We start from the raw sequence: 23,824 nt of genomic DNA, 5'->3' as shown, positions 1-23,824 counted from the left end.
TTAGTTGGACTTTGCGAGGAAGTTTTTCAGATTGCTCTGTCAATTACTCATTTCAATAATTCGCTCTAGGACCACCGATATATTTAGGACGAGAGCGAAGGGCTGTCACGTGAGCTTGTCCAAGGGTTTTCAAACGAGGTCTGACTGGTACTTGGACATGTTTGATATGCATACCGATTGATGTGTCACCGATATCGATACCGGCTTGTCCAACTACGTGTTCCACTTCGACAGGATCATTGAACTGGTCAAAAGCAGCAACAGAACAAGCACCTCCAGCATGTAGTGCAGGAACAACAGAGACAATTTCGAAATTTTTTGCTTCTGCCACTGTTCGTTCTACTACTAATGCTCGGTTCAAATGTTCACAACCTTGGACAGCTAGCGCAATTTCTTTAGGATCCAACAACTCTTTTAACGTACGGATGATCCATTGACCAACTTCCGCACTGGAATTTTTTCCAATATGTCCTCCAACGACTTCGCTTGTGCTGCATCCTAAAACAAAAAGATCACCTTTTTTCAAGTGTGCCTCAGCCAATATGTCATTAACTATTTCAGTCAATTGGTCTTTTAATTCTTTTTCTGACAACTTCATTTTCTAAAACCTTCTTTTTCAATTAATATTGCTTCCGTGCTTGAATACGTTGAAGACTTGCAGTTATAGGAAAGGCAAGTCCCATTCCAATCAGATTTTGGAAGATGTTTCCTGGTATAGAAGCCACTCCAGCCGGCCAATCATATAAAATCCAACCGGCGATACCATAGCCGATGATCATAACTAAGCTTCCTAATAAAATCCCTAATCCCCACATACGAGTAGAAGATTTGCTGAAAGAACCAGCAACATATCCTTGTAACCCGTGGATCACTAATGAAAAAACTGCCCACTGCGGATATCCTGAAATCAAATCGATCAATAGACCACTGGAAGCACCAACAACTAATCCACCCGTTGGACCATAAAGAAAAGCAGCGGTATAGATCCCGGCCTCGCATAATGTCACAAATCCATTCGTAGCCGGTACAGGGATCAAAATTGTTAATGAAAGGGCAACTGTCAACGCAATCAGCATAGCATAGATCGTTAATTGCTTAGTTTTCATTTCTCATTCCTCCTTTTTGAATACCGCCAGACCAGACGCTTCCGGTATGATCGTTCATCAGCACGCCATTAGAAATACAATGGGCAACAAATTTTTTACTTTCTGCTACTGCTTTGGTAAAATCTGCCCCTAACACAAGATTCGCTGTTATTGCAGAAGAAAAGGCACAACCGGCCCCGTTTACTGTTGTAGTGTCGATTTTTTTATGAGAAAATACCTCATAATGATCAATTGAATAGAGAAGATCCACAGCTTCATCTCCAGCCATCCTTGTGCCGCCTTTGATCACAATGTTTTTTGTTCCTGAAGCAGTGAGTTCTTTAGCGAGATGGATCATTTCTGTTAACGAAGAGGGAAGAGCTTGACCAGAAAGTAAAGCAGCTTCTGCCAAATTAGGCGTAATCATCGTAACAAGTGGAAAAAGTTCTTCGATGAGCTGCGAAATATACAATTGATTGATCACAGCTTCAGTTTCTTTGAATGCCAAAACAGGGTCTAAAATGATTGGGATATTTTGTTTTGTTTTTATGAAGTCTCGAACAACCATGATTGCTTCACTTGAATTCAATAACCCAATTTTGATACCATCTAATGAAGTCATTTTATCAATCGAAACTAACTGTCGTTTAAGCAATTCCAAAGATATAGATTCCAGCATAAATCGCTCATTAATATCTAGTGCCCCTATAGAAGTCAAGGCGCTTAGTCCGAATAGACCAAAATTCTCAAAAGTTTTTAAATCTGTTTGGATTCCTCCACCAGCAAATGGATCAGAACCGCCAATTGTCAAGATTCTTTTCATAACATTTTCCTCCATGAATAAGAGTATAACGAAATTTTCAAAAAAGAAAAACAGCCAATTGGCATATTTTTATCTCATCCAATTTAAAAAAACAAAAAGAAAAGAAAGACCAAAATGGATCTTTCTTTCCTTAAATAGTTAGGACTTTTGTGATTTTAATTCTTTCTCGATTTGAAGCCGTTGCACTTTCATTGTAGCTGTTCGCGGGATTGCATCAAAATCACGGATGATAGGGACGTTCAAGCGAGGAAGTTCATGGACTTGCTCCCACCATCGATTCCAATCCATTTCTTTATCAGGAGCTAAAGCAATAATCGGTTGTGGAGAATGATTTTTATCCCTTACAATCACTACTTCTGCCAAAAAATCTAACGAATCTAATAAAAAGTCTTCAATAGCTAATGTACTATTGATCGTTTCGATCAAATCCACTTGCCGATCTTTCAAAAATAGGTGGCCATGCTTATCCATAAAACCGTAATCTCCGCTATCCCACCAATCGCCATAAACATTTTCCTGGAACCGTGCATCTTCCTTGTAATAAGTCAAAGCCCGTCCTTTAGACAGTAATTGTATATGACCATCTGTGTTTTCAGGTAGGACATTCCCAACTGAATCTGTAATCCGAGCGCTTGTCATGTCTTCCAGTCCAACGCCCATATCTCTTGCATCACTTGTTTTCAAACTCTCTAGTGTATGAGCCTTAAGAATCATTGGTCCGCATTCACTTTGGCCATATACTTGAAGAAATACCGCATCCTGTGCCATCGACGTTCGCAAAAATGTCTTCATTGTCTGGTTATTTATAGCATCAAAAGTGGAGTGATAGTATCGGATACCCGAAAAAGCTTCTGGATGCTCCTTAGCAGTAAAACGCCACTGAACAAAGTTATTCGGATGGGTCTCTAGTGCAATTGGCCGGTGAGCTTCCAACATATGAACAACTTTTGAACTTTGTGCGTTTGCTAAAGGCATCATAGGAAATCCCATGGACATCAAAGAAGAGATACCAATATTGAATCTGGAATGCACTGGAGAGATGTGAAAAGCGATTAATTTCTTTTCCGAAATTTTTGTGAAAACTGTTTTTTGCCATTTCGTCCGCCATCCCATAGAATGAGCAGAATGACAAATAAGTTTAGGGATACCAGTTGTACCAGAAGTATGAGTCATATAAGAAATTTCATTTTTGTCTAAAAATGATTGAGAAACAGACAAAGCAGGTTGTTCCATTAAATAAAGAATAGGAATCTGTTTTGATTTTGTTCCATTTGAAATTTCTCTCACTCGCTTTTTTGTCTCATCATCAAATAAAATGAAAGGGTCTTCTAAACGATCGATAAATACTTCCATTGTTGTTGTTGGTAGATGATAAGAAGTCATGACAGGCACTGCACCAAGGTAAGACACAGAAACAGCTAGAAGGTATGTGTCAAAAGCGGAACTCTTATAAATAATAACTTTGTCTCCGGATTTCACTCCAAGATGAGCCAATTGATAAGCCCGTTTCAACACACTTTCGCAGCATTTTTTGTAAGTTGTTTCAAGTCCTAATTCTGGGAAAGCTGAAAGTGGCTCATCAAAGATAATCGGGGTCTCGGAAAAGTTAGCTGCAGCTTCTTGAAAATTCGTAAATAAGTTCAAAGGGGAATACATTATGGTCTCCATCATTCACACTCCATTATCTTTTGTTAAGTAATATACAAATTCAAGATAATCGTAACATAATCCTTTATATAATAACATAGTTTATTGTGAAAAAAAGATCATACATTTGTTTTATATGGAAGAAACCTGAACGAATGCCGCTAATTCGTGATAAGAAAAATCAACCATCTTTTCCCAGATATCTTGAAAAGAATGGGATGAGAGGTATCGATTACCACATAAATAATTTACCGCGTCAGCATCATCTAAATATAGTTCTGCATAATAACGATATGTTTTTCTGCATAGTTCTGGCGATACGTTTTTATATACTGTAATTTTGCTCAAAATTTGGCGAATAGTCCGAGGAGAAATTTGCTGATCATGTGAGGAACGAAAAACAAAAGAATTTTCGTCCGTATTTTGTGCTGTTAACTCAAAATAGTTCTCCAGAAACGGCATCGCTTCTTTTGGTATTGGTACTTTATTCAGTCTGTTTTCTTTTCTATTCAGATTAAGAATCTGCTTGGTCAAAGATACATCTTTACGTTTAAGTTCTACTACTTCATGGATCTTTAATCCGCAATACAGAAGAATGGCAGTAATTGCAAGGTTCCTCGGTCGATTCTTTTCTTCAAAGCTAGCTTCTCTGCTTGTTCGAAAGCCTTCAATCGGGATAAACAAATGCTCAAAATCTTTGAAAAGTTCTGCATCGATATATCGCGGAGCTGCTTTGGTTGTTTCCGGTAAACTTGTACCCAAAAGAGAAATCTCTTCTTCAATCAGTCCTTTTTGATACAAAAATCGTAAAAAATGATTTAATGAATATTGCTTCCTTGAAATCCCGTAATAGCTATTTTCAAACAATTGCTCCGTTTCTTGGTTCGCTGTAGTTTGGAACGAACGAGTATGTCGATAGATTTTAGCTAAGAAATTCTGATAATCTTGTTTTTCTAAATGGATAATCAGCTGATCATCCACTTCTTCAGAAAATACTTTTCTCAAATAATCAGTAAACAGATGAAAATCTTTTGCGTATTCATAGCGACTGCCTAATGAAAGGGAAGAACGATTTTCTTCTAAAAACTGTTGAAAGACGGAAGGGAGCAAGTGTGTACGTTGCTTTAACTTTTCTTGCAGTTGTTTTCTAGTTTTGCTGTCCATTACAAATTCCCTCCAATAGTGTTCATTTTCTATATTTTACCGCATTTCATTAAATGAAGATAGACAGTTTGTCTTGATCTTAGGAAGCAAATTTTTAACTGTCTTTTAAAAGTACTAGCTAAAAGATATGAAGTAAGAAGATACATTTTTAGTTATTTTATTAGTGCAGTCATTCTTTTGATCTTTTAATTGATTTATCCTCTTTTTAGCTATGTGGTTACTTCATGAGCAATGAAATGGATTTGGTTCGTTCTAATGGCAGGAGGCTCTTTCTTTTATTTCCGAAAAATTAGAAAACATTTTTTCAGAATCGATTGGCTCTCCATTTATTCAATAATGGTTTGTCTAACGATATTGTCGGGATAATTCTTAAAGAAGTATTAGAAATAGTTGGTACTTCATTACTTTACATAAAGATTTATTCTATGGTAGGAGCAATTATATTGAGAATTAATCCTTTTTTATATAAGTTGTTTGCTTATTGATGGATTGGATAAATTAAACCATCACAACGAGTGGAAATTATATGAAATTTTTCATAAAAATTCATATAGAAACAAATGACATTTTATTAGAATATGACTTTCATTAACATAAATATTTTCAAATTTCAATTAAATTGTTTTAATCAAATTCCAATCTAAATATTTGTAGAAAACAATCGTCTCCTATAGAATAAATTTATAAGTAACAATATACCAATCATAAATCTATTTGCTAGGAGGAATTTACATGGAAGAGAAAAATTTAACGGTCATCGGAAGCTATATTACGAGGGAAGAAGCATTATCAGTAATTGAACGGTTGCGTAACGAAGGGTATGAACGAGATGATATCGTTATTTATACTACTGATGAAGCAGCATCTAGACTAGGATTTGACGGATTGTCTGGTATAGATGTTGAAACAGATGAAAATCGGATGGATGGTGAAGAAGACCGTTCTTTATGGGAAAAAATAAAAGATACTTTTTCTTTTGATACCTATGATTCTGAGACGGCTACACCAGAAAATGATCCTTTATATCAATATAGAGGAGATATTTCTGATGGAAAATTTGTCATCACAGTAAAAGGCTATCGTCAGCCAGAAACAACAGAAGATACAATGGATACACAAGATACTGTTAGCCCAGCAAGCACAATGGGGACTGGATTAGAAACTGGCACTGGAACAGATCCAATGGACGTAGGTGGCACGACAGGCTTTCAAAATACAACGGATCCATTGAATATGACACCAGGAACTGATCCGATGGACGTACCTGGCGAGACTGATACAATGGGTACAAGCAAGACTGAAGACATCGATTGCAAACCAAATCTAGATGATGATACAATTCAACTAAAAGAAGAAAAATTAGATGTAAATACACATGATGTGACAACTGGAGAAGTGGACATCCACAAACATGTGGTCAACGATACTGAAACGGTAGAAGTACCGGTCAAACGTGAAGAAATCGTCATCGAACGCAAACCAGTAACAGATCAATCTTCACAGGGAACAGACGAAAACTTGGAAGATGACACGATTACTATCCCAATCAAAGAAGAGCAAGTAGATGTAAGCAAACATACAGTTATTCGTGAAGAAGTTGGGATTCATAAAGAAGAACATGAAGATGTTGAAAAAGTGACAGAAGATGTTAGCCGAGAAGAATTGGATATTGACACAAGCGGTGATGTACACATTGAAGACCGCAATAAAAAATCGTAAGCGTAAGCTAAAGAGGTTGTGACAGAAGTGGTCAGCTTAAAGAAATTTCGGCTTATTTCCGAAGAAGCTACTTCTGGAACACCGTTTATTCGCAACAAAAAAGGGCTGTGACAAGATTTTTGTCACAGCCCTTTTTTAGGGATAAGCATTATTTTTTAGGCTTCAACGGCAATTGGACTTTAAAATCGACTCCTTGTGGAAGATAATTGGATACAGAAATTTGTCCATGATGCTGTTCGATTACCTGTTTTGCAATTGCCAAGCCAAGCCCGTATCCGCCAGTCTCTTTCGCCCGAGATTGATCTTCCCGATAAAATCGATCAAAAATCCTTGCTTGATCTTCTTCACTGATAGAAGGGCCAGTATTCTTTACGTGAATCAGCCATTCTTTATGGTTAACAGATGAGTCCAAAATGATCTTATCTTCTGGATTCGTATATTTTAATGCATTATCCAGCAAAATAACCAAAACTTGATGGATTTTTTTTTCGTCAATTGGTACTTCTAATGTTGCATCGTTATGGAGAATAAACTCTTTTCCATCTATGGTGGCCATCTCTTGAAATGGTTTAACAAGTTGTTCGATATATTCTTGTGTATTGATCATTTGCTTTGAAAGCAGCTGCTGATCAGAATCATTCCGAGCGATTGTCAGCAAATCCGAAGTCAATCCAGTGAGGCGCCTCGTCTCTGACAATGCTTGAGCGATGCTTTCGGATTCTTCAATAATAGTATGATTAGGCTTGGTAAAAAGATGTTCCAAACTATTTTGAATAATCGTTAACGGTGTGCGCAATTCATGAGAAGCATTCTCAACAAATTCTTTTTGTCTTCTCCAAGAAAGAATAATAGGGCGCATGCTTAGACTAGACAAGTAATAACTGATACCAATAGAGAGAATCCAAAAAACAATCATACACAAAATCATAATCGTGCGAAAAGTCGCTAATGAATTCTTGATTTGATTTGTATTTTCTAAAATTTGGATGTAGGCAACGCCATCTTGATTCGTCTCCGCTTTTTTCGTAATCGAACGGAAAGAGAGGGCAGATGAGCCACTGTCTTCATTTAATTCAATATTTTGGATGGTATTCAGATTTTTCGTATCCATTTTTAATTCTTTGATTTGGTTGAAACGCCCACCAATAGCTGCTTTATTCAATATCTCACCATTTTTAGACCACAAGATCACTTGAGTGTTAAAACGGTCATTTGATGGTTCCATTAATGGCTGTTCCATGTTTGTTCTGTTTTGTTCCGTTTGAGTCGGGTTTAAAAAGGGATCGCCTTGCTGATATCTTTGTATCTCTAATTGTACTGTTCGAGAATCAAAATTTATTTTCTCTAATGACAGATCTGTTTCTCTGTATGCAGATTGGTTTAATATCTGTAAAGTAATGAATCCCAAAAGAAAAAAGATAAAAGCAAATGCTGCTACATTTGTCGCAAAAAAGCGACTACGTTGCTTTCGTGTAATATCTCCATTCATTGCATCACACTCTTTGCAGTATATAACCGACATTACGTAAGGTTTTGATTTCTTTATCCAATCCAGTACTTCGCAGATGTTTTCGTAAGTTGCTCATATAAACTTCAATAACTGTAATCGTCGTATCAGAATCAAATCCCCAGATCCGGTCAAATATCTGCTCTTTTGTCAAAATGATTCCCTTATTTTGTAAAAAATAAACGAGCAATTCAAACTCTTTTCCTTGTATGGGCAAAACTTGTTCTTTATACAAGACTTCATTGCTTTTTAAATCACAACTGATATCCTTATACTTCAGAACATTTTCATCAAAGAGACCTAGCGAGCGTTTCAATAATGCTTTCACGCGCATGATCAGTTCTTCTCGATAGAAAGGTTTTGTTAGATAATCATCTGCACCTCGTTCAAATCCTTCAATCTTATCTTCCAAACTATCTTTTGCAGTCAAAATCAATACTGGAGTCTGTATTTTTTCTTTCCGTATTTTTGCTAACACTTCATATCCATTCATTTCCGGCATCATCAAATCCAAGATTGCAAGATCATAAACTCCACTTTCCAACTCGAACAGTCCTTCACTACCATCATAAACTTGTGTTATCTCGCCGATTGCAGCGAGTATTTCTTTTATATTATTGGATAATACTTTATCGTCTTCTACTACTAATAGTTTAATCATTTTCCCACCTCATTGATTTGGTCACTTTAGTTTATCATGGAAAGCATAAATAAGACTTAAATAAATTTTTTATGACTCATGTTAAGGTTTTATCGAAAGATGTCTTAGACAATTTATTGATAAGAAAAAAACAACATAAGTGACAAAATGTCACTTTGGAGTTACACTATTCAACGAGTGACATTTTGTCACTATCAATCTATCATAGGGAGGAAAAACAAATGTTTCTAGCTATCAAAGAAATTCGCTATTCTAAATTACGATATGGCTTGATCGTCGGTATTATGTTCTTGATTGCGTATGTCGTATTCATGTTGTCAGGACTAGCGAATGGACTTTCAGAAGAGTTTAAAAAAGCAATCGATGATTGGGACGCACAAGAGATTGTTTTGTCGGAGGATGCAAATCAAGTATTTGCAGCTTCACAATTAACAAGAGGAGATCTGAAATACATTGAAGGAGGAGAGAAAGCACCAATCGGATTGTACAGCGGAGCAATCAAAGGAAAAAACAAAGAAAATGTTACAGTTTTCGGCACAACGAAAGAAGCATTTTTATTACCAAAACTCACGAAAGGGCATGAATTTAAAACAAAGAATGAAATCATCATCTCTCAAAATCTGGCTGATTCAGGCTATAAAATTGGAGATACGATCAAAATTGGCAGTTACGACGATCCTTTGACGATTGTCGGTATCTTTCCTGAAACTTATTACACAGTTTCTCCCGTCATCTATGCGTCCCTAGATACGTGGACTGCTTTGAAGTATGGACAACAGCCGTTTGCTTCTGAAGAAGAACAGCCGATCAATGGGATCGTAATAAAGGATTCAGCTAAAATTTCGAAAGAAAAAGCATCGAAGGGTCTACAGTTATTAACTATTGGGACATTCATTGAAAGTATTCCTGGCTATTCTGCCCAAAATATGACCTTAAATGCGATGATATACTTTTTGTTCTTAGTGGTTGCTGCCGTGGTCGGTATTTTCATGTACGTGATGACACTTCAGAAGACTGCTATTTTTGGAGTAATGAAAGCACAAGGGATCAAAAATTTCTTCATCGCTAAATCTTTAGTAGCACAGTCCTTTATTGTTGGGGTGGTAGGCGTTCTGCTTGCTCTTTTGTTTGCTTATTTGACTAGTCTGATTTTACCAAGCGCGATGCCTTTTGCTGTTTTTTGGTCACAATGGTTGCTATATAGTGGGATTTTGATCATTGTCGCAATGCTAGGCGGATTGTTTTCGATACGTACGATAACCAAAGTAGACCCAATTACAGCAATAGGAGGTTAATAAAAATGAAAAAAATATTAACGATGAAAAAAGTTACCAAAACATTTGGTTCTGGTCATACAAAGGTCTCAGCTTTGAAAGCAATTGATTTTTATGTAAAGGAAGGAGAATTCGTCAGCATCATTGGTCCTTCTGGTTCAGGTAAAAGTACTTTCCTTACCATTTCAGGAGGATTGCAAACACCGACTTCCGGAGAAATAGTGATCAACGGTCACTCACTAACTGAGCTTCCAGAAAAAAAACGAGCAGATTTACGCTTTAAAGAAATTGGATTTATTCTCCAAAGCTCTAATTTGATTCCTTTTTTAACGGTAAAGGAACAATTTGAACTAGTTGACCAAGTTACTTCAAAAAAAGAAGATTCAACAAAAATCGATTCCTTGCTGCAATCTTTAGATATCCAGTCACTTAAAAATAGTTATCCTAAAGACCTTTCTGGTGGAGAAAGACAGAGAGTGGCAATTGCTCGCGCTTTATATAATGAGCCAAGCTTGATCTTAGCAGACGAACCAACAGCTAGTTTGGATACCGATCATGCATATGAAGTCGTCAAATTACTAGTTAAAGAAGCTCATGAGAAACAAAAAGCGACTATTATGGTTACTCATGATGTCCGTATGATTCAATGGAGTGATCGCGTTTATCGAATGGAAGATGGGTACTTGACAGAAGAAGAGAAAAAGAAGGAATGAATCCTTCATGACAATGAAGGGCTATCCACGTATAATCAGAGATAAAGGAGAGATGTGGATGCCAAAAGAAACTTTTTTCAATTTATCGAACGCAAAGAAACAGAGAATCGATGACCTATTACTGGAGATATTTTGCTCACAGCACATCAGCCAAGTCAAAGTCTCAGAGATCGTTGACAAGATGGGGATGTCGCGCGGTGCTTTTTATAAATATTTTCAAGATTTGGAAGATGCTTATTTGTATACGATCAAAAGCAGTTCTCACATAGTCCATCAAGATATCTTAAAATTCATTAGCGAAAACAAACAACATTTCTTTTTGGGGATCGAAAAATATTTAGAGTGGTGCTGCGACTTAGATCACGAAAGTATCTATTGGCAAAGGTTATACTTGTTAACACAGCGAAATGATCAGCAGACAACCAAACGTAGAGAACTATCGGCTGATTCTCCAATGAACGAAAAATGGCTGGAATTATTAAGAATCAATCATTTCTCCATTCAATCGTCGGAAGAAGCAGTTAGTTTCCTATACTTTTCCATGACCCTCGTAATGAACACATTGACGGATCTCATTGCAAATAATTGGACAAAAGAAGAGTTGTTAAAAGACTTTCGCTATAAATCTCGTTGGATTGCTGAAGGAATACAATAAAAAGAAACAGCTATGTGAATTTGTCCTGAAATTTTTATCAGGGTGGTTTATACATAGCTGTTTTTTGATTATTCATAACTCGAATAAGCGGATGAGTTCTTCTTCATTTGCGAATGACACACTATCATCAATCAATATATGAGGAACATGGGCATTCAAAATGGGTTGATTCGTAACGATCAGATCATACTCGAGAAGATTGTATTTCGACAGCTGATCTTCAGTAATAGCAGTTGTCTCAGAGTGAATTTTATGCACAGCAAGAATATCACTGATATATTCTTCAATATATTGACTATGTCGAAGACTTAAGTCACTGATTTTTTGCAAGAATTGGAAAAAGGAGCAGCGGATTACGCAAATGCTCCTTTTTCTTTTATTATCAAACAGTCATCACAAGGAGAACACAAATGAAACCAAAGAAAAGGAAACTTCTAGATCTGCTGATGCTTTTCTTGCTTCTCTCAGGAATAGGGATACTAGCTTATCCATTTGTTAGCGACGCGCTGAATAATTATCTGGATCAGCAGATCATCTCTCATTATCAGCAACAAGCGGTCAAAGAAAATGAAGAAGTCATGGCTAAAATCCAAGAAAACATGACAAAGAAAAACCAGCAATTAGCAAAAGAAGGTGGAAATCCAGGTGCAGATCCCTTTACTAAGAAAAAAGAACCTGCGAAAAAGGATAGAACCTATTTTGAGAAACATACGATCGGTATTTTGACGATCCCTGAGATCAATGTCCATTTGCCAATTTTTGATGAAACGAATACTGTGCTGCTAGAAAAAGGTGCCTCATTATTGGAAGGAACGTCTTATCCTACGGGGGGAGAAAATACACATGCCGTTATTTCCAGCCATCGAGGACTGCCTCAAGCAAAGTTGTTCACAGACTTACCGAAACTGACTTTAAGTGATTCTTTCTATATCGAAATCAATGGACGGACACTCGCTTATCAAGTCGATCAGATCAAGACGGTAGAACCGACTGATACAAAAGATCTGAGAATCGAAAAAGGGCAGGATTTCGTGACACTCCTAACTTGTACACCTTATATGGTCAACAGTCATCGCTTACTTGTCAGAGGGCACCGGGTTCCTTATCATGCAAAAGAAGTTCAAAAAGAAGTACAGAAAGTATCCGAGAACAAACGATTTTTCCTGTATGGATTGTTAGCTGCATGTATACTGATTTTCCTCCTTCTTATATATCTTTTTCGTCAATCGTTCAAAATAAGAAACAGAAGTTAGCTATTCCTCATTTCTATAATATATCTATTCGAATCGTTCCGTAAACAAACAGGCTGAAGTTTGAAAAAGAAAACTTCAGCCTGTTTTTATGATGATATCAAAGAGAGCCTATCAAACACTATCTTTCTTATTACTAAATGAGGATCTTTTCTTAAGTTTTCCGATATTCTTTAAGAAGGCCTTTTTGCATCAATTCTTGTTTGTTTTTCAAGTTGCGGATATTCTCTTCAAAATTTTGAGAATATATCACTGAGAATAACGTATTTAATACGTAATCGAAGGCAATTTGAGAGGAGAAAGTCGCTACTTTAGCAAAATCATATTCCTCCTGCGATATAACAAGACACATATCAGCCTGTTTAGCCATTTCTGAATGCTGATTTCCGGTAATCAGCAAGGTAGGGGCCTCTACATGCTTCAAATAGGTCATTATTCGTTCATAATGATGGATGCGACCGCTGTAGCTAATAAAAATGGCGCAATCCTCGCTAGTCAAATTGGCTGCATTCCAAGAAGAATCACTGTATTCTTCAGCCATGATCAAAAACTTATTCAACTTGACCATTTTATTCTGGAATTTCCTTGCCGTGATTTGAGAATCACCTTTTGCAAAAAGAAAGATTCGCTGTGCCTTGTTCAATACTTTACCGATTTGATCTAAATCTTCATGTTCAATCTGCAATTGTGCTTTTTTTATTGACTGGATCGATAAATCCGCCATTTTCTTTGCAATTTGCTGAGTGCTATCTTCACTTGAAAAAGGAAAATTAGGATCAATCGTTTGATTGAACTGAGCAATCAATTGATGAACTTCCCGCCCCAGCTCGAAACGGAATTCTTTAAATCCGCTGAATCCCATTTTTTTGCATAAACGAATGATAGCTGAATGGGAAGTATACGTAGCTTTTGCTAATTCTTCAATCGTCATGTAGACTGCAGTTTCGATATTCCTACGGATGTAATCGGCAATCCGTTTCTCTGTCGTGGTAAACAACTCTTGTTTTGTTAGTTTTTCTTCAATAAGCATGATCTGACCTCCAAATTCTATCTTACTGATAAACACTTGGTTCCGCTACTATCTTTTTGATTTTTATCCTTACTTTGAACATTAATTTCATCAAACCGAATAATAACAAGTGTTTTTCTGAACTTTTTTACCAGAATAGCTATTATAAATACTTTCTGCGCTTTTCTAGGATATACTGAAAACATCAATAAAAGGAGGCACCACTCATGCTTACAATCGCTTATCTTGGCAATGGAAAGAGTACAAATCGCTATCATTTGCCTTTTTCAAGAAAACTTACGAACAAAATCAATATCAAAAAAATTTTTTCCCCATCTGAACCAGTGTGGAAAACATTCGAAGACATCGAATATACTGATCAGCTGTCTGATCTTTGGGATGATCCTGAGATCCAATTAGTTGTCATCACTACACCTAGTCAATTTCATTATGAATATGGAAAAATGGCACTCGAACATGGTAAGAATGTACTAGTAGAGAAACCTTTTGCAGAAACGTCAAAGGAAGCAGAAGAGTTATTTGCATTAGCAAAAGAAAAAGGGCTATTTATCCAATGTTACCAAAACAGACGGTTCGATTCTGATTTCTTGACAGTCCAAAAAGTAATCGAAAGCGGAAAATTAGGGGATATTTTAGAAGTAGAAATGCATTATGATTATTTCAGACCGGAAGTACCAGAAAATACGCATGAATTTTCTACTGCGAACAGCTATTTATATGGACATGCTTGTCATACAGTAGATCAAGTTCTTTCTTATTTCGGCGAACCAGATGATATCAGCTATGATGTACGTCAACTTTTAGGGAAAGGACGAATGAATGATTACTTCGATCTGGATTTTTTCTATGGAAATATGAAAATTTCGATAAAATCCAGTTATTTCCGCATCAAAGAACGTCCAAGTTTCGTCGTTTACGGAAAAAAAGGGATGTTCGTGAAACAAACAAAAGATCGACAAGAAGAACATCTGAAAATGTTTTACATGCCTGATCATGAAGACTTTGGTATCGATTTGCCCGAACATTATGGTGTATTGACCTATATAGATGAACAAGGGAGTTATCATGAAGAAAAAGTAATTTCCGAGGTTGGTGATTACAGCCGTGTCTACGAATGGATTTACGAGACATTAGTTAATGGCGCAGAAAAAGTCATCAAAGATGAAGAAACAATCTTACAAATGAAAATTTTGGAAGAAGGAATCAAAAGCATTCAAGAATCAGAAGGAAAAATATGACATATTTGTAAGAATCGGGTTTGTTTTTTGACGCATAAACTGTCTTATTGTACGATGAAAAAGTATAGAATTACTAGGAGGAACCAACATGACAAATTATGACGGTGAAAAACACAAACGATTAAGAGGTTCAATGGCCCCTAAAACAGAAGAAGAAGTGGCTTTAGCAGGAACTAATTCTGGTGAAACAGAAGACAAAGAAGAATCATTAGCTGGCACAAACTCTGGTGAAACAGAAAATAAAGAAACAGCTTTATCTGGTTCAAATTCTGTAGAAGAGGAAACAAAGCCTAATGAGCCCAATCACTTTGAAAAAGATATCGAAAAAGCGGTTGAAGATGTCAAAGAAAAATTTGAAGAACTGACCTCAAAAAATAAACATGATCATCATTGATCGGACGAAATCAATTCATAAAAGCAGGAGACATTTGGTCACCTGCTTTTTTTCTGTATCCATTCGATAGAAATCGTTCGGTACAGTCGTAAAAAAAATCCAACTGTAAGTTGTACCAAACACCCCTCGATTTAAAAGCGCTACCATACTAGAATATAAGTAGGAGGTGAACAGCGCTGTGAACTACAAAATTAGTTATCTCCTGAAAACACCAAGAGAAATCAGTCTAGAAAAAGCAGCAGAGATCATCGAAGTAAATACAAGCGAGGCGATCAAACAATTAACTCCTTTTGCCGAATATGTGGATGATACCCATATCCGTATAAAGAAATTCCGAGCAATCGACTGGGCAGAAAAATTTTTGGATATTACTCGATTTGAAGCTGTGTATACCGAACAAGAGCGAAGAGATCTTCTTTATTTGATGGTTTATTCGACTGCAACGTCTGTTTCTGTTTTTCATTTTCAAGATTTTCTTCAGGTTTCTAAAGGGACAGTCCTGTCAGATATCAAAAAGATAAGAAATGAATTAGAAGTGGAAGATTGTCAGCTGTCGTATACTAGGAAAACTGGTTTTAGGCTGCTAGGGTCAGAAGCAATATTAAGAAGAGAAGCAAAAAATCGCACTGCTCGTTTGATGCAGTCACTTGCTGGAAGATTTGGGCTCACGTATTTAACCGCAACCCTTTCCATTGATTATTACGCCAAAGTTAGAGATTTGCTAGATAAAACGATTTCACTATCAGATCTTCGATTCGCACCAAATCGAATGGATGAATTAGCTTATTATTTGAGTTTGACAACCATTCGAATTGGAAAAACATCCATGGAACTGGTAAAAGATGCTGAACTGTTGGCTTCTCTTGCAGTCACTGACATTAGTCGACAAGTATTGACTGGCCTTGGCTATTCCGAACATCAAAATTCGGAGATTATATTTTTCTCTCTTTGCTTAGCATCGATCGTTGAAGGAGATGTCCAGGAGCCTGCACTTGATTTTTTGCTGGAATGTTCTTCAGAAGTCATCCATCGCATGGAATTCCTGATGGCCGTAGAATTTGCTTCGTTTCGTGAATTATTGATGAATGTCTTTTATCACTTGGTCCCTGCCTATTTTCGTATTTCCTATTCTTTTTATTTACCTAATGTGATGATCGATCAAATTAAGCATCAATATGCTTCCATCTACGAAATGACAAGAAAAGCATTACTTCCGTTAGAAAGACGAATAGGGAAGAGCATCCCTGAAGAAGAGATTGGTTTTTTCACTATACTATTTGGCGGAGAGATCAGAAAAGCGGACGCAGAAGAAAGAAATAGAAAAATAAGAGCCGTGATCGTCTGTCCAAGTGGCATTAGCTCTTCATTGATCTTAAAAAGTGAACTTCAGCAATTATTCCCGATGATCTTTTTTACAGAGACTAATTCAGCTGACCGCTTACACGAGGTTGACGAAACTTCTTACGATATTATTTTTTCTACTGTACCTCTCACACTTACTGATAAGAAAAAGTCTCTCTATGTTCTGCATCCAATCATGACTGACTTGGAAAAAAATCAGCTGATCAATCAAGTACAAAGAGATTGGCTGATACCAGGATTTTCAATGCCTTCTGCCCAAGAATTGTTGTCGGCGCTACTGCCTTATATCGAATTAAAAGAAGGCGTAGACGAAGAAAAGCTCTATCAAGTATTAAATCGTAAAATGAACAAACTTTTAGAAAAGAAGGAGGATCAACGTCCTATGCTATCTGAATTATTAACAGAAGAAATGATCCAATTATCGGATCAACCAAAAAACTGGCAAGAAGCAATCACATTTGCCGCACAGCCGCTATTATCAGAAAATAAAATAGAAGAAAGTTATATCAAAGCTATGATCGAGCGCGTGGAGCAGTATGGTGCGTTTATCCATATTGGCGACCACATCGCATTACCTCATGCTCGTCCAGAAGATGGCGTAAATGAAGTAGGGATGTCTTTGCTGAAACTTCAACAACCTGTGGATCTGCTTGATGATCCTGCCCATCCCATTAGTTTGTTTATCTGTTTAGCTGCTATCGATAATGAGGCGCATCTTCGGGCGTTGGCTAATTTAACAAAGCTACTTTCTAATAAACAAAATCTTCAAGATTTATTACACGCATCAACAAAAGAAGAAATATTAGCGATCATAAGAAAAGGAGACGAATGATATGAAAATTTTTGCAGTATGTCAAAGTGGTTTAGGAACAAGTTTTATGGTAGAGATGAACATCAAACAAGCACTTGCAGATCTTGGAGCAGATGTGGACGAGTTTGAAGTAAGTCATACGGATGTTGGAAGTGTATCTAGCGATATGGCTGATTATTTCTTCATTGAGCATTCTTTGAAAGATACGCTAACTTCTATACCTGATGAAAAGCTCGTACCTTTGCAATCGATCATTGACAGCGAAGAAGTAAAAGAAAAAGTAACGAAGATCTTGTCAAAAGAATAAAAATGATTCAAGGGAGGAACTATCAATGGATAAATTGTTGAATTTGTTTGTGTCAATCGTCAGTCAGCCCTCCATCCTCGTTTCTTTGATTGCACTGCTTGGTCTCGTTCTTCAGAAGAAGAAATTTTCAGAAGTGATCCAAGGAACTATCAAAACATTTGTCGGATTCCTAGTACTGATCGGCGGTGCTGGTTTAATCAGTAATTCACTAACCCCTTTTGCTTCGATGTTCCAAACAGCTCTGCATACTCAAGGAGTAGTTCCTAGCAATGAAGCAGTAGTGGCGATTGCTTTGCAACAATACGGTACACCTACTGCTTTGATCATGCTAGTAGGGATGATCGTGAATATTTTACTTGCTCGGTTCACAAGATATAAATTCATTTTTCTTACAGGTCAAGCAATGCTTTATGTTTCTTGTCTAACAGCAGTCATTTTAGTGAGCGCGGGGTTTACTGCAAATTTGTGGATGATCTTATTAGGCGGGGTCTTCGAAGGAACACTATTAACTATTACGCCTGCTCTTTGTCAACCGTTTATGAAGAACATCACTGGAAACAATCAAGTTGCGTTAGGGCATACCGGAAATATCGGTTATGCTTCTAGTGGATGGATCGGAAAGTTTTTTGGAAACAAAGACCGTTCTACAGAGGACATAAAGATTCCTAAAAGTTTCAGCTTTTTGCGAGATTCTACTGTATCGATCATGCTCTTGATGTCGATCGTATATGTCGCACTTGCTTTGTTAGCTGGTCCTGGATTTGTTGAAAGAGAACTAAGCAATGGAGACAACGCTGTAATCTTTGCACTGATCCAAGCTGGAACATTCACAGCTGGGTTTGTTATCGTCCTTCAAGGGGTTCGAATGGTGTTGGCAGAAATCGTTCCAGCATTCCAAGGGATTGCTAAAAAACTCGTACCCGATTCTAAACCAGCATTAGATGTTCCTATCGTTTTTCCATATGCACCTAATGCTGTATTAATTGGCTTTTTTGTTAGCTTCTTTGTAGGAACACTATCCATGTTTGCTATGATAGGCTTGCAAACTACAGTTATCATTCCTGGGGTAGTAGGACATTTCTTCTGCGGAGCTGCTTCTGGTGTCTTCGGCAACTCGACTGGCGGTAGAAGAGGGGCGGTATTAGGTTCTGCTTTCAATAGCTTATTGATTAGTTGGCTGCCATTATTTATCCTTCCAGTATTAGGAGATCTTAAAATCGCTTCTTCTACATTTGCCGATACTGATTATCTAGTACCAGGACTTGTACTTGGGAAACTAGGAGAATACGGTCAAATGGCCTTGACAGTTGGAATCATCGCTTTCTTTTTACTTGTCGTATTATCTAGCTTTCTTTTTGCCGGAAAAAGAACAAACATTGTTTCTAAAGAACAGAATTAAGCAAACTTCAAAATAAAAATTGCTTGGACAATATCAGAAGAAGATTTAAAGTCTTCTGATATGTCGCAAGCAGTTTTTTGTTTTATGCATTTATTTTTGAATAGCTTGTTAAGACAAGTGGCTGTTTTGCTAGAAGAGGATAACTTTTACCATTCATTTTCACTGTTCCGCCTGTTCTATCAGAAGTAATCACGATCTTATCTTTTGTTTTTTCAAGCGAAATCTTTCCATCTTTGATAGGTAGCGTACAATTCAGTGTTTCAAATGAATCTAGATTAGGTTGTATCATAAATTCTTCATAACCTGGCTTTGTTGGATACAAACCGATAAAATAGCGTCCTAAAAGATAGATTGGGCTTGCTCCCCATGCATGGCATAAGCTTTTTCCATAAGGATCTCCATACATACTGTACTTTTCATTTCCTGTTTGAGTAGGGTCGTATTCTTCCCAGAAAGTTACCGCATCATGAGATAACATCCCTCCCCAATAATCAAGAATCGTTTGGTAGACGATATTCGTCTGTCCGAGTTTGCATAAAGCATCTTGTTCATAGAATTTGAAATATGGAGTAGTAATCTGTGTGATAGTGTCATTCAATAAGACATTCTTTAAGATCGATTGCTGTTGGTCTTTGTTAGCAAAATCGAATAAAACAGCGAAAATATTCGCATGACGCGTCACATTTCTTCTCCCAGATTCATAGCAATCGATAAAAGCGCCAAGTTCTTCATCCCAAAAGTAGTCAAATAGGTTTTGTTTCAATAGTTGATATTTTTCTTGATAGAGATGAGTATGATAATTTTCGTTCTCTCCATATGTTTCAGCTAAGATATCTCCGCAAGTGATCATGGAATGATAGGCTTTCAGTAATAAGACTTGTTCTGCAGCAAGCGTTCCTTCTTTATCCATTTCAGACCAATCAATAAATATCCAATCTTTTGCTCTCCCATAAATAAACCCTAATTCATTCGTTTGCTCCATCAAGTATCTCATTAATGATTGCATCTTAGGGTAGACGATGCGTAAAAATTCATAGTCTTTCGTCATCATATAGTGGTTTTCGATACCAATCAACCACAAGATCGAATAGTCAACGATAGTATTCATATGCTGCTTGATTTCATTTTGTCCTCTTAATGCTAATATCGTTCGTTTATTGATTTCCTCGTCAAAAAAAAGATATTGATTGATCATGAATGATTGATACGCATCTCCAGACCAAATCCAGCGATCTCGTTTGATACCGTCGATAAAAAACAAATCACTACATAACTTGAAGGTTTCTTCTGATACTGACCAGATCTGATTCAGTAAAGAAGAATCGCTTGAAAAAGCAGCTTGTTTCGAAAGAGATAAAAATTCATGAAAAACTTGAAGTTGAACCATTCCAGTAGAAACCTCTGGTATAAACAAATAACGAAAAGCGCGTTTACGAGCTTTCATTTTTCTTGTCATTCCTATTTGCTTATAGTAGCAATAATCGATATCCATAGCTTCTACATCGGACTCTCCATAACATAGAGTGATAGATTCGATGTGGTCATCCAGAGATATTAGTTCTACACAGCCATTCACTGCTCGCCCAAAATCGAATAAGATTCCTCCGCCAATCTCCGTTTCAGTGACTGGATGGACGCATTCTTTTTGATAATAGATTTGATTTGGGTCTTTTGCGATATCGACATAAAGCGGACTCCAGCCAGCTGGATATTCTTCAATAAAATTACTTGCTGTCCAGCCAATATCTGATTTTACTTCGTCTCCCTCGATAAACATCGCTGGTAGCCCTGATGTATGTCCTACAAAGATACGAATTTTTGCTTTACCAGCTGGACAAGTCAGCCATTTTCCACATGGATGTTTTTGTCCATTAATTTCTACATACCCAACTCCTTGGATCGTCACTTTAAACATGGAAGGTTGATCAAGAAAGTAATATCTCTTAAACTTGACGTTCCGATGGCAATCATCCATGTACCAGTACGCTGGCCAGTCAAAACCTCGTTCTTCCCGTTGGAAATTTTGTAGCAGTCCATGGCGGATCTCAAAGTCTCCAGGATACCAAAGCCATCTATCTTTATGTTTTTCATTTGTCATTTTACACGACCTCCATCAAATTTATTTTGTTGTCAATTGTTCTTTTATTTCTTCATCTACTCTTATCACTGTCTTTCTATTCGTCCTGTGTACTACTAGAAGGCTAATAAGCGCGCTAATCAACAGCAAGATACTGCCATTGACGAAAACAGCAAGTGTTTTACTCCCAAGAGAAGCAAAAGAGAGAAAGAGCAAACCATATGGTGCAATGAAAGTACCTAAATTAGCGCCAACCAATAAGATTGAAGTATTGAAACTCTCCGCGTGCTTGGGCGCTTGGATACTTACTTGGTTGAATAAGTAAGGAATGAATAACGAAAAAGAAATTCCTGTTAGGATCGCACCAAACCCAATCACATACAGGTTTATCACAGTGGCAATCAATACAAAGCCGATTCCCATCAGTAGTAAAGAAAGTGTAAGCATATAGCGATGTGCTTTTGTCTGAAGCCAGCCAAAACAAACTCCGGCAGCCATACTTGCCAATTGCATGATTGTTAAGATATTCGCTGCATTAGTTTCGTTTCCTAGAGAATAAGTCGTCAGGACTGTGGCTAATTTAATCGATACAGCATTATATACCACGATGACCAGCAAGAGAAAAATACCATAACTAATCATTTTAGGATTCGTTTTGATTACTTGTCTTGTTGGGGCTGTGCCATGTGATTGAAGTTCAGTTGTTTCAGGTGTAGGAACAAACAAAACAAACAAGACAAGAATAGGTAAGCTGATGGCGTAGACTAAAAAGGTATATTGCCAACCGAACTGTACTAGCTGTCCTGCAACAAATGTCATTAAAGCTGCACCAAATCCTTGAAATGCACTTTGAAAACCAATCATAGAGGCTCGTTCATCTCCGTGATAAAAGGCAGCAATCATGCTGACTGCCAAAGAATTGATCAATCCAAAGCCAATACCTAGTCCAGCTCTTGAAGCTAAGACAATACTGTAACTTTGTGAGAAGAGGGGGAGGATACCACAAATCGATGCAATCACTAATCCGATGATCACAGTTTGTTTTTGTCCGATTTTCCTAGCAATAAAACTACTAATCAAAACAAAAATAGTGACCATAAAGGAGGGAGCAGTCGTTAATAATTCAACAGCAGATAAAGAACGCGTGGCATAAGTAGCTGACATACTGGGAATTGCAGACGTGACTGCACCAGCAGAAGTCAGAATAAGAGATACTGACAGCAGAGAAAATTTCATCATCTTTTTATTCATAAGCATGTTCCTTTCATTTTTGTAAGCGCTTATCAAAAATATAGTATGAAGTGGTTATTCTCTCAATAGCGGAATCACAGGAAGTTCATGTCCCAACCATAGAAAGTCTTTATGAAACCAAAAATGGCTTTGCATATAATAGCAGTACAGCGTAAACTAATAAGCGAAAGAAACCACTTACAAAAAGGAGGGAGTCAATTGGAACTAGCTGAATTAGACACTTTTTTGCGTAACGAAGAATCAATCGAAACTCTGCAGCGTGAACAAGGAATGAATATCAATGATTTAAACTTAGCTTACCATCTTCAGACACCGCCAAAAATCCACCGAGGAGATCTATTTCAACAGGGAAATATTCATATCAGTAAACACCGTCGATATGCGGAAGTTCCCGAGCATACACATGATTTTGTTGAAATCAATTATATGTATAGCGGTACATGTTTACAAATTATCAATGGAGAAAGGATAGAGATGGAAGAAAGTGACGTGGTGATCATTGATAAAGAAGCTACTCAAAGAATCGAATACACAGGGCAAGAGGATATTTTAATCAACATCTTATTAAAAGAAGAAACCTTATCTACAGAGATATTGAATCATTTGGCAAGCACAAATAATCTACTTTCTTCTTTTTTGATCAATGCATCAAAAGAAAAAGGGGAACATACACAATTCATTCATTTTCGCGGCGGAAAAACAAGTCGTTTGACGCATTTGATTGAAAATATGCTGTTGATTTATTTTGATACATACAGTCATAAGATCCGATCGTTAAATCTCTATACATCACTATTACTGATCGAATTGACTCATTTATTAGAACAACAAAGCTTTTCATCAGCAGATGGATGCGCAGAAAATGAGATGCTTAGAGTATTAGATTATATCGATAAGCATTTTACTTCTTGTACGTTAAAAGAAACAGCAGCTCATTTTGGCTACAATCCGGTCTATCTTAGTAATAAATTGAAAATGTATTTTGATGCTTCCTTTCAAGAACTGGTTCTAAAGAAAAAATTCGACTTTGCGTTGGAATTGATTCAAGAAACGAGTTTTTCGTTGGAAGAAATCGCTAATCGTATCGGATATAAACAAACGACTTCTTTATTCAAATTATTCAAAAAGTATTCAACATGTACTCCCAATGAATGGAGAAACAAACATTAAGAAGAAAATCTTTCACTAAAGCATATGAAGGAAAATTGTTTTAGGTGCGGTTGCTGTCTTATTATATCGTTGCAGCGAATTTTTTTTGGATTTATTTTCAGTTCTAAACTTTTAGTTGTATTATCAGGGGATATAGGTGTAAACATTTGTCATTTATCTGTTATGCGTATTCAGGAATTCGTTTCCATTAAAAATTATAATAACAACTATTATAATTAACATGTTGATAAAATGAATAAACAAGACTATACTTTTCATGAAAGTAACAAATAGTTATGAAAAGGAGC

At 36.8% G+C, this 23,824-nt stretch carries 21 protein-coding genes and 1 pseudogene; 11 read left to right on the top strand and 11 right to left on the bottom strand.

Annotation, left to right across the window (positions count from 1 at the left end; all coding sequences use genetic code 11):
- Positions 1–52: 52 nt before the first annotated feature.
- From IGL15_RS07165 to IGL15_RS07145, 5 genes are all read right to left on the bottom strand, one after another.
- Complete coding sequence (locus tag IGL15_RS07165; protein ID WP_002286070.1) at positions 53–598, bottom strand: TIGR01440 family protein; 546 nt, start codon at positions 596–598, stop codon at positions 53–55.
- A gap of 22 nt (positions 599–620) precedes the next feature.
- Positions 621–1,106 (bottom strand): ECF transporter S component, encoded by a 486-nt coding sequence (locus tag IGL15_RS07160; protein WP_104765519.1) that lies wholly within the window; start codon positions 1,104–1,106, stop codon positions 621–623.
- Positions 1,096–1,908, bottom strand: a complete 813-nt coding sequence (locus tag IGL15_RS07155; RefSeq protein ID WP_002286068.1) for a hydroxymethylpyrimidine/phosphomethylpyrimidine kinase — start codon at positions 1,906–1,908, stop codon at positions 1,096–1,098. The genes IGL15_RS07160 and IGL15_RS07155 overlap by 11 nt, the downstream gene beginning before the upstream one ends.
- A gap of 138 nt (positions 1,909–2,046) precedes the next feature.
- Complete coding sequence (locus IGL15_RS07150; protein ID WP_086319259.1) at positions 2,047–3,579, bottom strand: AMP-binding protein; 1,533 nt, start codon at positions 3,577–3,579, stop codon at positions 2,047–2,049.
- 108 nt (positions 3,580–3,687) lie between these two features.
- Entirely contained in the window at positions 3,688–4,719 is a 1,032-nt protein-coding gene (locus tag IGL15_RS07145; protein WP_002302025.1) for a tyrosine-type recombinase/integrase, read from the bottom strand.
- Positions 4,720–5,451: 732 nt separating this feature from the next.
- Between IGL15_RS07145 and IGL15_RS07140 the strand changes: the two genes are divergently transcribed.
- The gene (locus IGL15_RS07140) at positions 5,452–6,438 is read left to right on the top strand and encodes a DUF2382 domain-containing protein (RefSeq protein ID WP_104765520.1); all 987 of its coding nucleotides are present in this window, start codon (positions 5,452–5,454) and stop codon (positions 6,436–6,438) included.
- 148 nt (positions 6,439–6,586) lie between these two features.
- Here IGL15_RS07140 and IGL15_RS07135 read toward each other — a convergent pair whose 3' ends face one another.
- Together IGL15_RS07135 and IGL15_RS07130 are read right to left on the bottom strand one after the other, a co-directional pair.
- The gene (locus IGL15_RS07135) at positions 6,587–7,927 is read right to left on the bottom strand and encodes a sensor histidine kinase (RefSeq protein ID WP_002297809.1); all 1,341 of its coding nucleotides are present in this window, start codon (positions 7,925–7,927) and stop codon (positions 6,587–6,589) included.
- Positions 7,928–7,931: 4 nt separating this feature from the next.
- Entirely contained in the window at positions 7,932–8,606 is a 675-nt protein-coding gene (locus tag IGL15_RS07130) for a response regulator transcription factor (protein WP_002286063.1), read from the bottom strand.
- A gap of 221 nt (positions 8,607–8,827) precedes the next feature.
- Here IGL15_RS07130 and IGL15_RS07125 point away from each other — a divergent pair, with 221 nt between their 5' ends.
- The 3 genes from IGL15_RS07125 to IGL15_RS07115 are packed head-to-tail and all read left to right on the top strand — an operon-like array spanning position 8,828 to position 11,248.
- On the top strand, positions 8,828–9,901 hold the full coding sequence (locus IGL15_RS07125) for an ABC transporter permease (protein ID WP_002286061.1): 1,074 nt from the start codon (positions 8,828–8,830) through the stop codon (positions 9,899–9,901).
- 5 nt (positions 9,902–9,906) lie between these two features.
- Positions 9,907–10,593 (top strand): ABC transporter ATP-binding protein, encoded by a 687-nt coding sequence (locus IGL15_RS07120; RefSeq protein ID WP_002286060.1) that lies wholly within the window; start codon positions 9,907–9,909, stop codon positions 10,591–10,593.
- Positions 10,594–10,600: 7 nt separating this feature from the next.
- Positions 10,601–11,248 carry a TetR/AcrR family transcriptional regulator gene (locus IGL15_RS07115; protein ID WP_002286057.1) on the top strand — a complete coding sequence of 216 codons (648 nt, stop codon included), beginning with the start codon at positions 10,601–10,603 and terminating at the stop codon, positions 11,246–11,248.
- Between the two features lie 72 nt (positions 11,249–11,320).
- Here the strand turns inward: IGL15_RS07115 and IGL15_RS07110 are convergent.
- Positions 11,321–11,569: pseudogene (locus IGL15_RS07110) on the bottom strand (hypothetical protein); the annotation flags it as partial.
- Positions 11,570–11,658: 89 nt separating this feature from the next.
- On the opposite strand from IGL15_RS07110, the gene IGL15_RS07105 reads away from it, so the two are divergent.
- Positions 11,659–12,501 carry a class C sortase gene (locus IGL15_RS07105; protein WP_104873672.1) on the top strand — a complete coding sequence of 281 codons (843 nt, stop codon included), beginning with the start codon at positions 11,659–11,661 and terminating at the stop codon, positions 12,499–12,501.
- A 151-nt stretch (positions 12,502–12,652) separates the two neighbouring features.
- Here IGL15_RS07105 and IGL15_RS07100 read toward each other — a convergent pair whose 3' ends face one another.
- Positions 12,653–13,528, bottom strand: coding sequence for a MurR/RpiR family transcriptional regulator (locus IGL15_RS07100; protein ID WP_104765347.1), 876 nt, complete (start codon positions 13,526–13,528; stop codon positions 12,653–12,655).
- Positions 13,529–13,734: 206 nt separating this feature from the next.
- Between IGL15_RS07100 and IGL15_RS07095 the strand changes: the two genes are divergently transcribed.
- The 5 genes from IGL15_RS07095 (at position 13,735) to IGL15_RS07075 (ending at position 19,039) form a co-directional block, all read left to right on the top strand.
- Positions 13,735–14,766 carry a Gfo/Idh/MocA family oxidoreductase gene (locus IGL15_RS07095; protein ID WP_104765348.1) on the top strand — a complete coding sequence of 344 codons (1,032 nt, stop codon included), beginning with the start codon at positions 13,735–13,737 and terminating at the stop codon, positions 14,764–14,766.
- Positions 14,767–14,854: 88 nt separating this feature from the next.
- Positions 14,855–15,160, top strand: coding sequence for a hypothetical protein (locus IGL15_RS07090; protein ID WP_002286049.1), 306 nt, complete (start codon positions 14,855–14,857; stop codon positions 15,158–15,160).
- Between the two features lie 178 nt (positions 15,161–15,338).
- Positions 15,339–17,354, top strand: coding sequence for a BglG family transcription antiterminator (locus IGL15_RS07085; RefSeq protein WP_008268563.1), 2,016 nt, complete (start codon positions 15,339–15,341; stop codon positions 17,352–17,354).
- 1 nt (position 17,355) lies between these two features.
- Positions 17,356–17,640: a PTS sugar transporter subunit IIB gene (locus IGL15_RS07080; RefSeq protein WP_002286047.1), complete on the top strand. Its 285-nt coding sequence runs from the start codon at positions 17,356–17,358 to the stop codon at positions 17,638–17,640.
- A 25-nt stretch (positions 17,641–17,665) separates the two neighbouring features.
- Positions 17,666–19,039 (top strand): PTS ascorbate transporter subunit IIC, encoded by a 1,374-nt coding sequence (locus IGL15_RS07075; RefSeq protein WP_002306740.1) that lies wholly within the window; start codon positions 17,666–17,668, stop codon positions 19,037–19,039.
- Between the two features lie 82 nt (positions 19,040–19,121).
- Here IGL15_RS07075 and IGL15_RS07070 read toward each other — a convergent pair whose 3' ends face one another.
- Both IGL15_RS07070 and IGL15_RS07065 read right to left on the bottom strand, forming a co-directional pair.
- Positions 19,122–21,137 (bottom strand): alpha-L-rhamnosidase, encoded by a 2,016-nt coding sequence (locus IGL15_RS07070; protein WP_002286037.1) that lies wholly within the window; start codon positions 21,135–21,137, stop codon positions 19,122–19,124.
- A gap of 21 nt (positions 21,138–21,158) precedes the next feature.
- The gene (locus tag IGL15_RS07065; RefSeq protein ID WP_113808908.1) at positions 21,159–22,373 is read right to left on the bottom strand and encodes an MFS transporter; all 1,215 of its coding nucleotides are present in this window, start codon (positions 22,371–22,373) and stop codon (positions 21,159–21,161) included.
- Positions 22,374–22,592: 219 nt separating this feature from the next.
- On the opposite strand from IGL15_RS07065, the gene IGL15_RS07060 reads away from it, so the two are divergent.
- Positions 22,593–23,537 (top strand): AraC family transcriptional regulator, encoded by a 945-nt coding sequence (locus IGL15_RS07060; RefSeq protein WP_002296705.1) that lies wholly within the window; start codon positions 22,593–22,595, stop codon positions 23,535–23,537.
- Positions 23,538–23,824 lie beyond the last annotated feature (287 nt).

It is taken from the genome of Enterococcus sp. DIV0436a (genome assembly GCF_051711605.1).
Lineage (GTDB): Bacteria > Bacillota > Bacilli > Lactobacillales > Enterococcaceae > Enterococcus_B > Enterococcus_B faecium.
Note: the sequence above shows the minus strand (reverse complement) of the source record. Positions and strands in the feature narration are given on the sequence as shown.

Excerpts from the sequence above, each read along its gene's own strand:
- IGL15_RS07115 (WP_002286057.1), top strand. The coding sequence starts at position 10,601 with ATGACAATGAAGGGCTATCCACGTATAATCAGAGATAAAGGAGAGATG.
- IGL15_RS07070 (WP_002286037.1), bottom strand. The coding sequence starts at position 21,137 with ATGACAAATGAAAAACATAAAGATAGATGGCTTTGGTATCCTGGAGAC.
- IGL15_RS07150 (WP_086319259.1), bottom strand. The coding sequence starts at position 3,579 with ATGATGGAGACCATAATGTATTCCCCTTTGAACTTATTTACGAATTTT.
- IGL15_RS07155 (WP_002286068.1), bottom strand. The coding sequence starts at position 1,908 with ATGAAAAGAATCTTGACAATTGGCGGTTCTGATCCATTTGCTGGTGGA.
- IGL15_RS07145 (WP_002302025.1), bottom strand. The coding sequence starts at position 4,719 with ATGGACAGCAAAACTAGAAAACAACTGCAAGAAAAGTTAAAGCAACGT.
- IGL15_RS07065 (WP_113808908.1), bottom strand. The coding sequence starts at position 22,373 with ATGCTTATGAATAAAAAGATGATGAAATTTTCTCTGCTGTCAGTATCT.
- IGL15_RS07100 (WP_104765347.1), bottom strand. The coding sequence starts at position 13,528 with ATGCTTATTGAAGAAAAACTAACAAAACAAGAGTTGTTTACCACGACA.
- IGL15_RS07165 (WP_002286070.1), bottom strand. The coding sequence starts at position 598 with ATGAAGTTGTCAGAAAAAGAATTAAAAGACCAATTGACTGAAATAGTT.
- IGL15_RS07125 (WP_002286061.1), top strand. The coding sequence starts at position 8,828 with ATGTTTCTAGCTATCAAAGAAATTCGCTATTCTAAATTACGATATGGC.
- IGL15_RS07135 (WP_002297809.1), bottom strand. The coding sequence starts at position 7,927 with ATGAATGGAGATATTACACGAAAGCAACGTAGTCGCTTTTTTGCGACA.
- IGL15_RS07095 (WP_104765348.1), top strand. The coding sequence starts at position 13,735 with ATGCTTACAATCGCTTATCTTGGCAATGGAAAGAGTACAAATCGCTAT.
- IGL15_RS07130 (WP_002286063.1), bottom strand. The coding sequence starts at position 8,606 with ATGATTAAACTATTAGTAGTAGAAGACGATAAAGTATTATCCAATAAT.
- IGL15_RS07120 (WP_002286060.1), top strand. The coding sequence starts at position 9,907 with ATGAAAAAAATATTAACGATGAAAAAAGTTACCAAAACATTTGGTTCT.
- IGL15_RS07140 (WP_104765520.1), top strand. The coding sequence starts at position 5,452 with ATGGAAGAGAAAAATTTAACGGTCATCGGAAGCTATATTACGAGGGAA.
- IGL15_RS07080 (WP_002286047.1), top strand. The coding sequence starts at position 17,356 with ATGAAAATTTTTGCAGTATGTCAAAGTGGTTTAGGAACAAGTTTTATG.
- IGL15_RS07090 (WP_002286049.1), top strand. The coding sequence starts at position 14,855 with ATGACAAATTATGACGGTGAAAAACACAAACGATTAAGAGGTTCAATG.
- IGL15_RS07075 (WP_002306740.1), top strand. The coding sequence starts at position 17,666 with ATGGATAAATTGTTGAATTTGTTTGTGTCAATCGTCAGTCAGCCCTCC.
- IGL15_RS07160 (WP_104765519.1), bottom strand. The coding sequence starts at position 1,106 with ATGAAAACTAAGCAATTAACGATCTATGCTATGCTGATTGCGTTGACA.
- IGL15_RS07105 (WP_104873672.1), top strand. The coding sequence starts at position 11,659 with ATGAAACCAAAGAAAAGGAAACTTCTAGATCTGCTGATGCTTTTCTTG.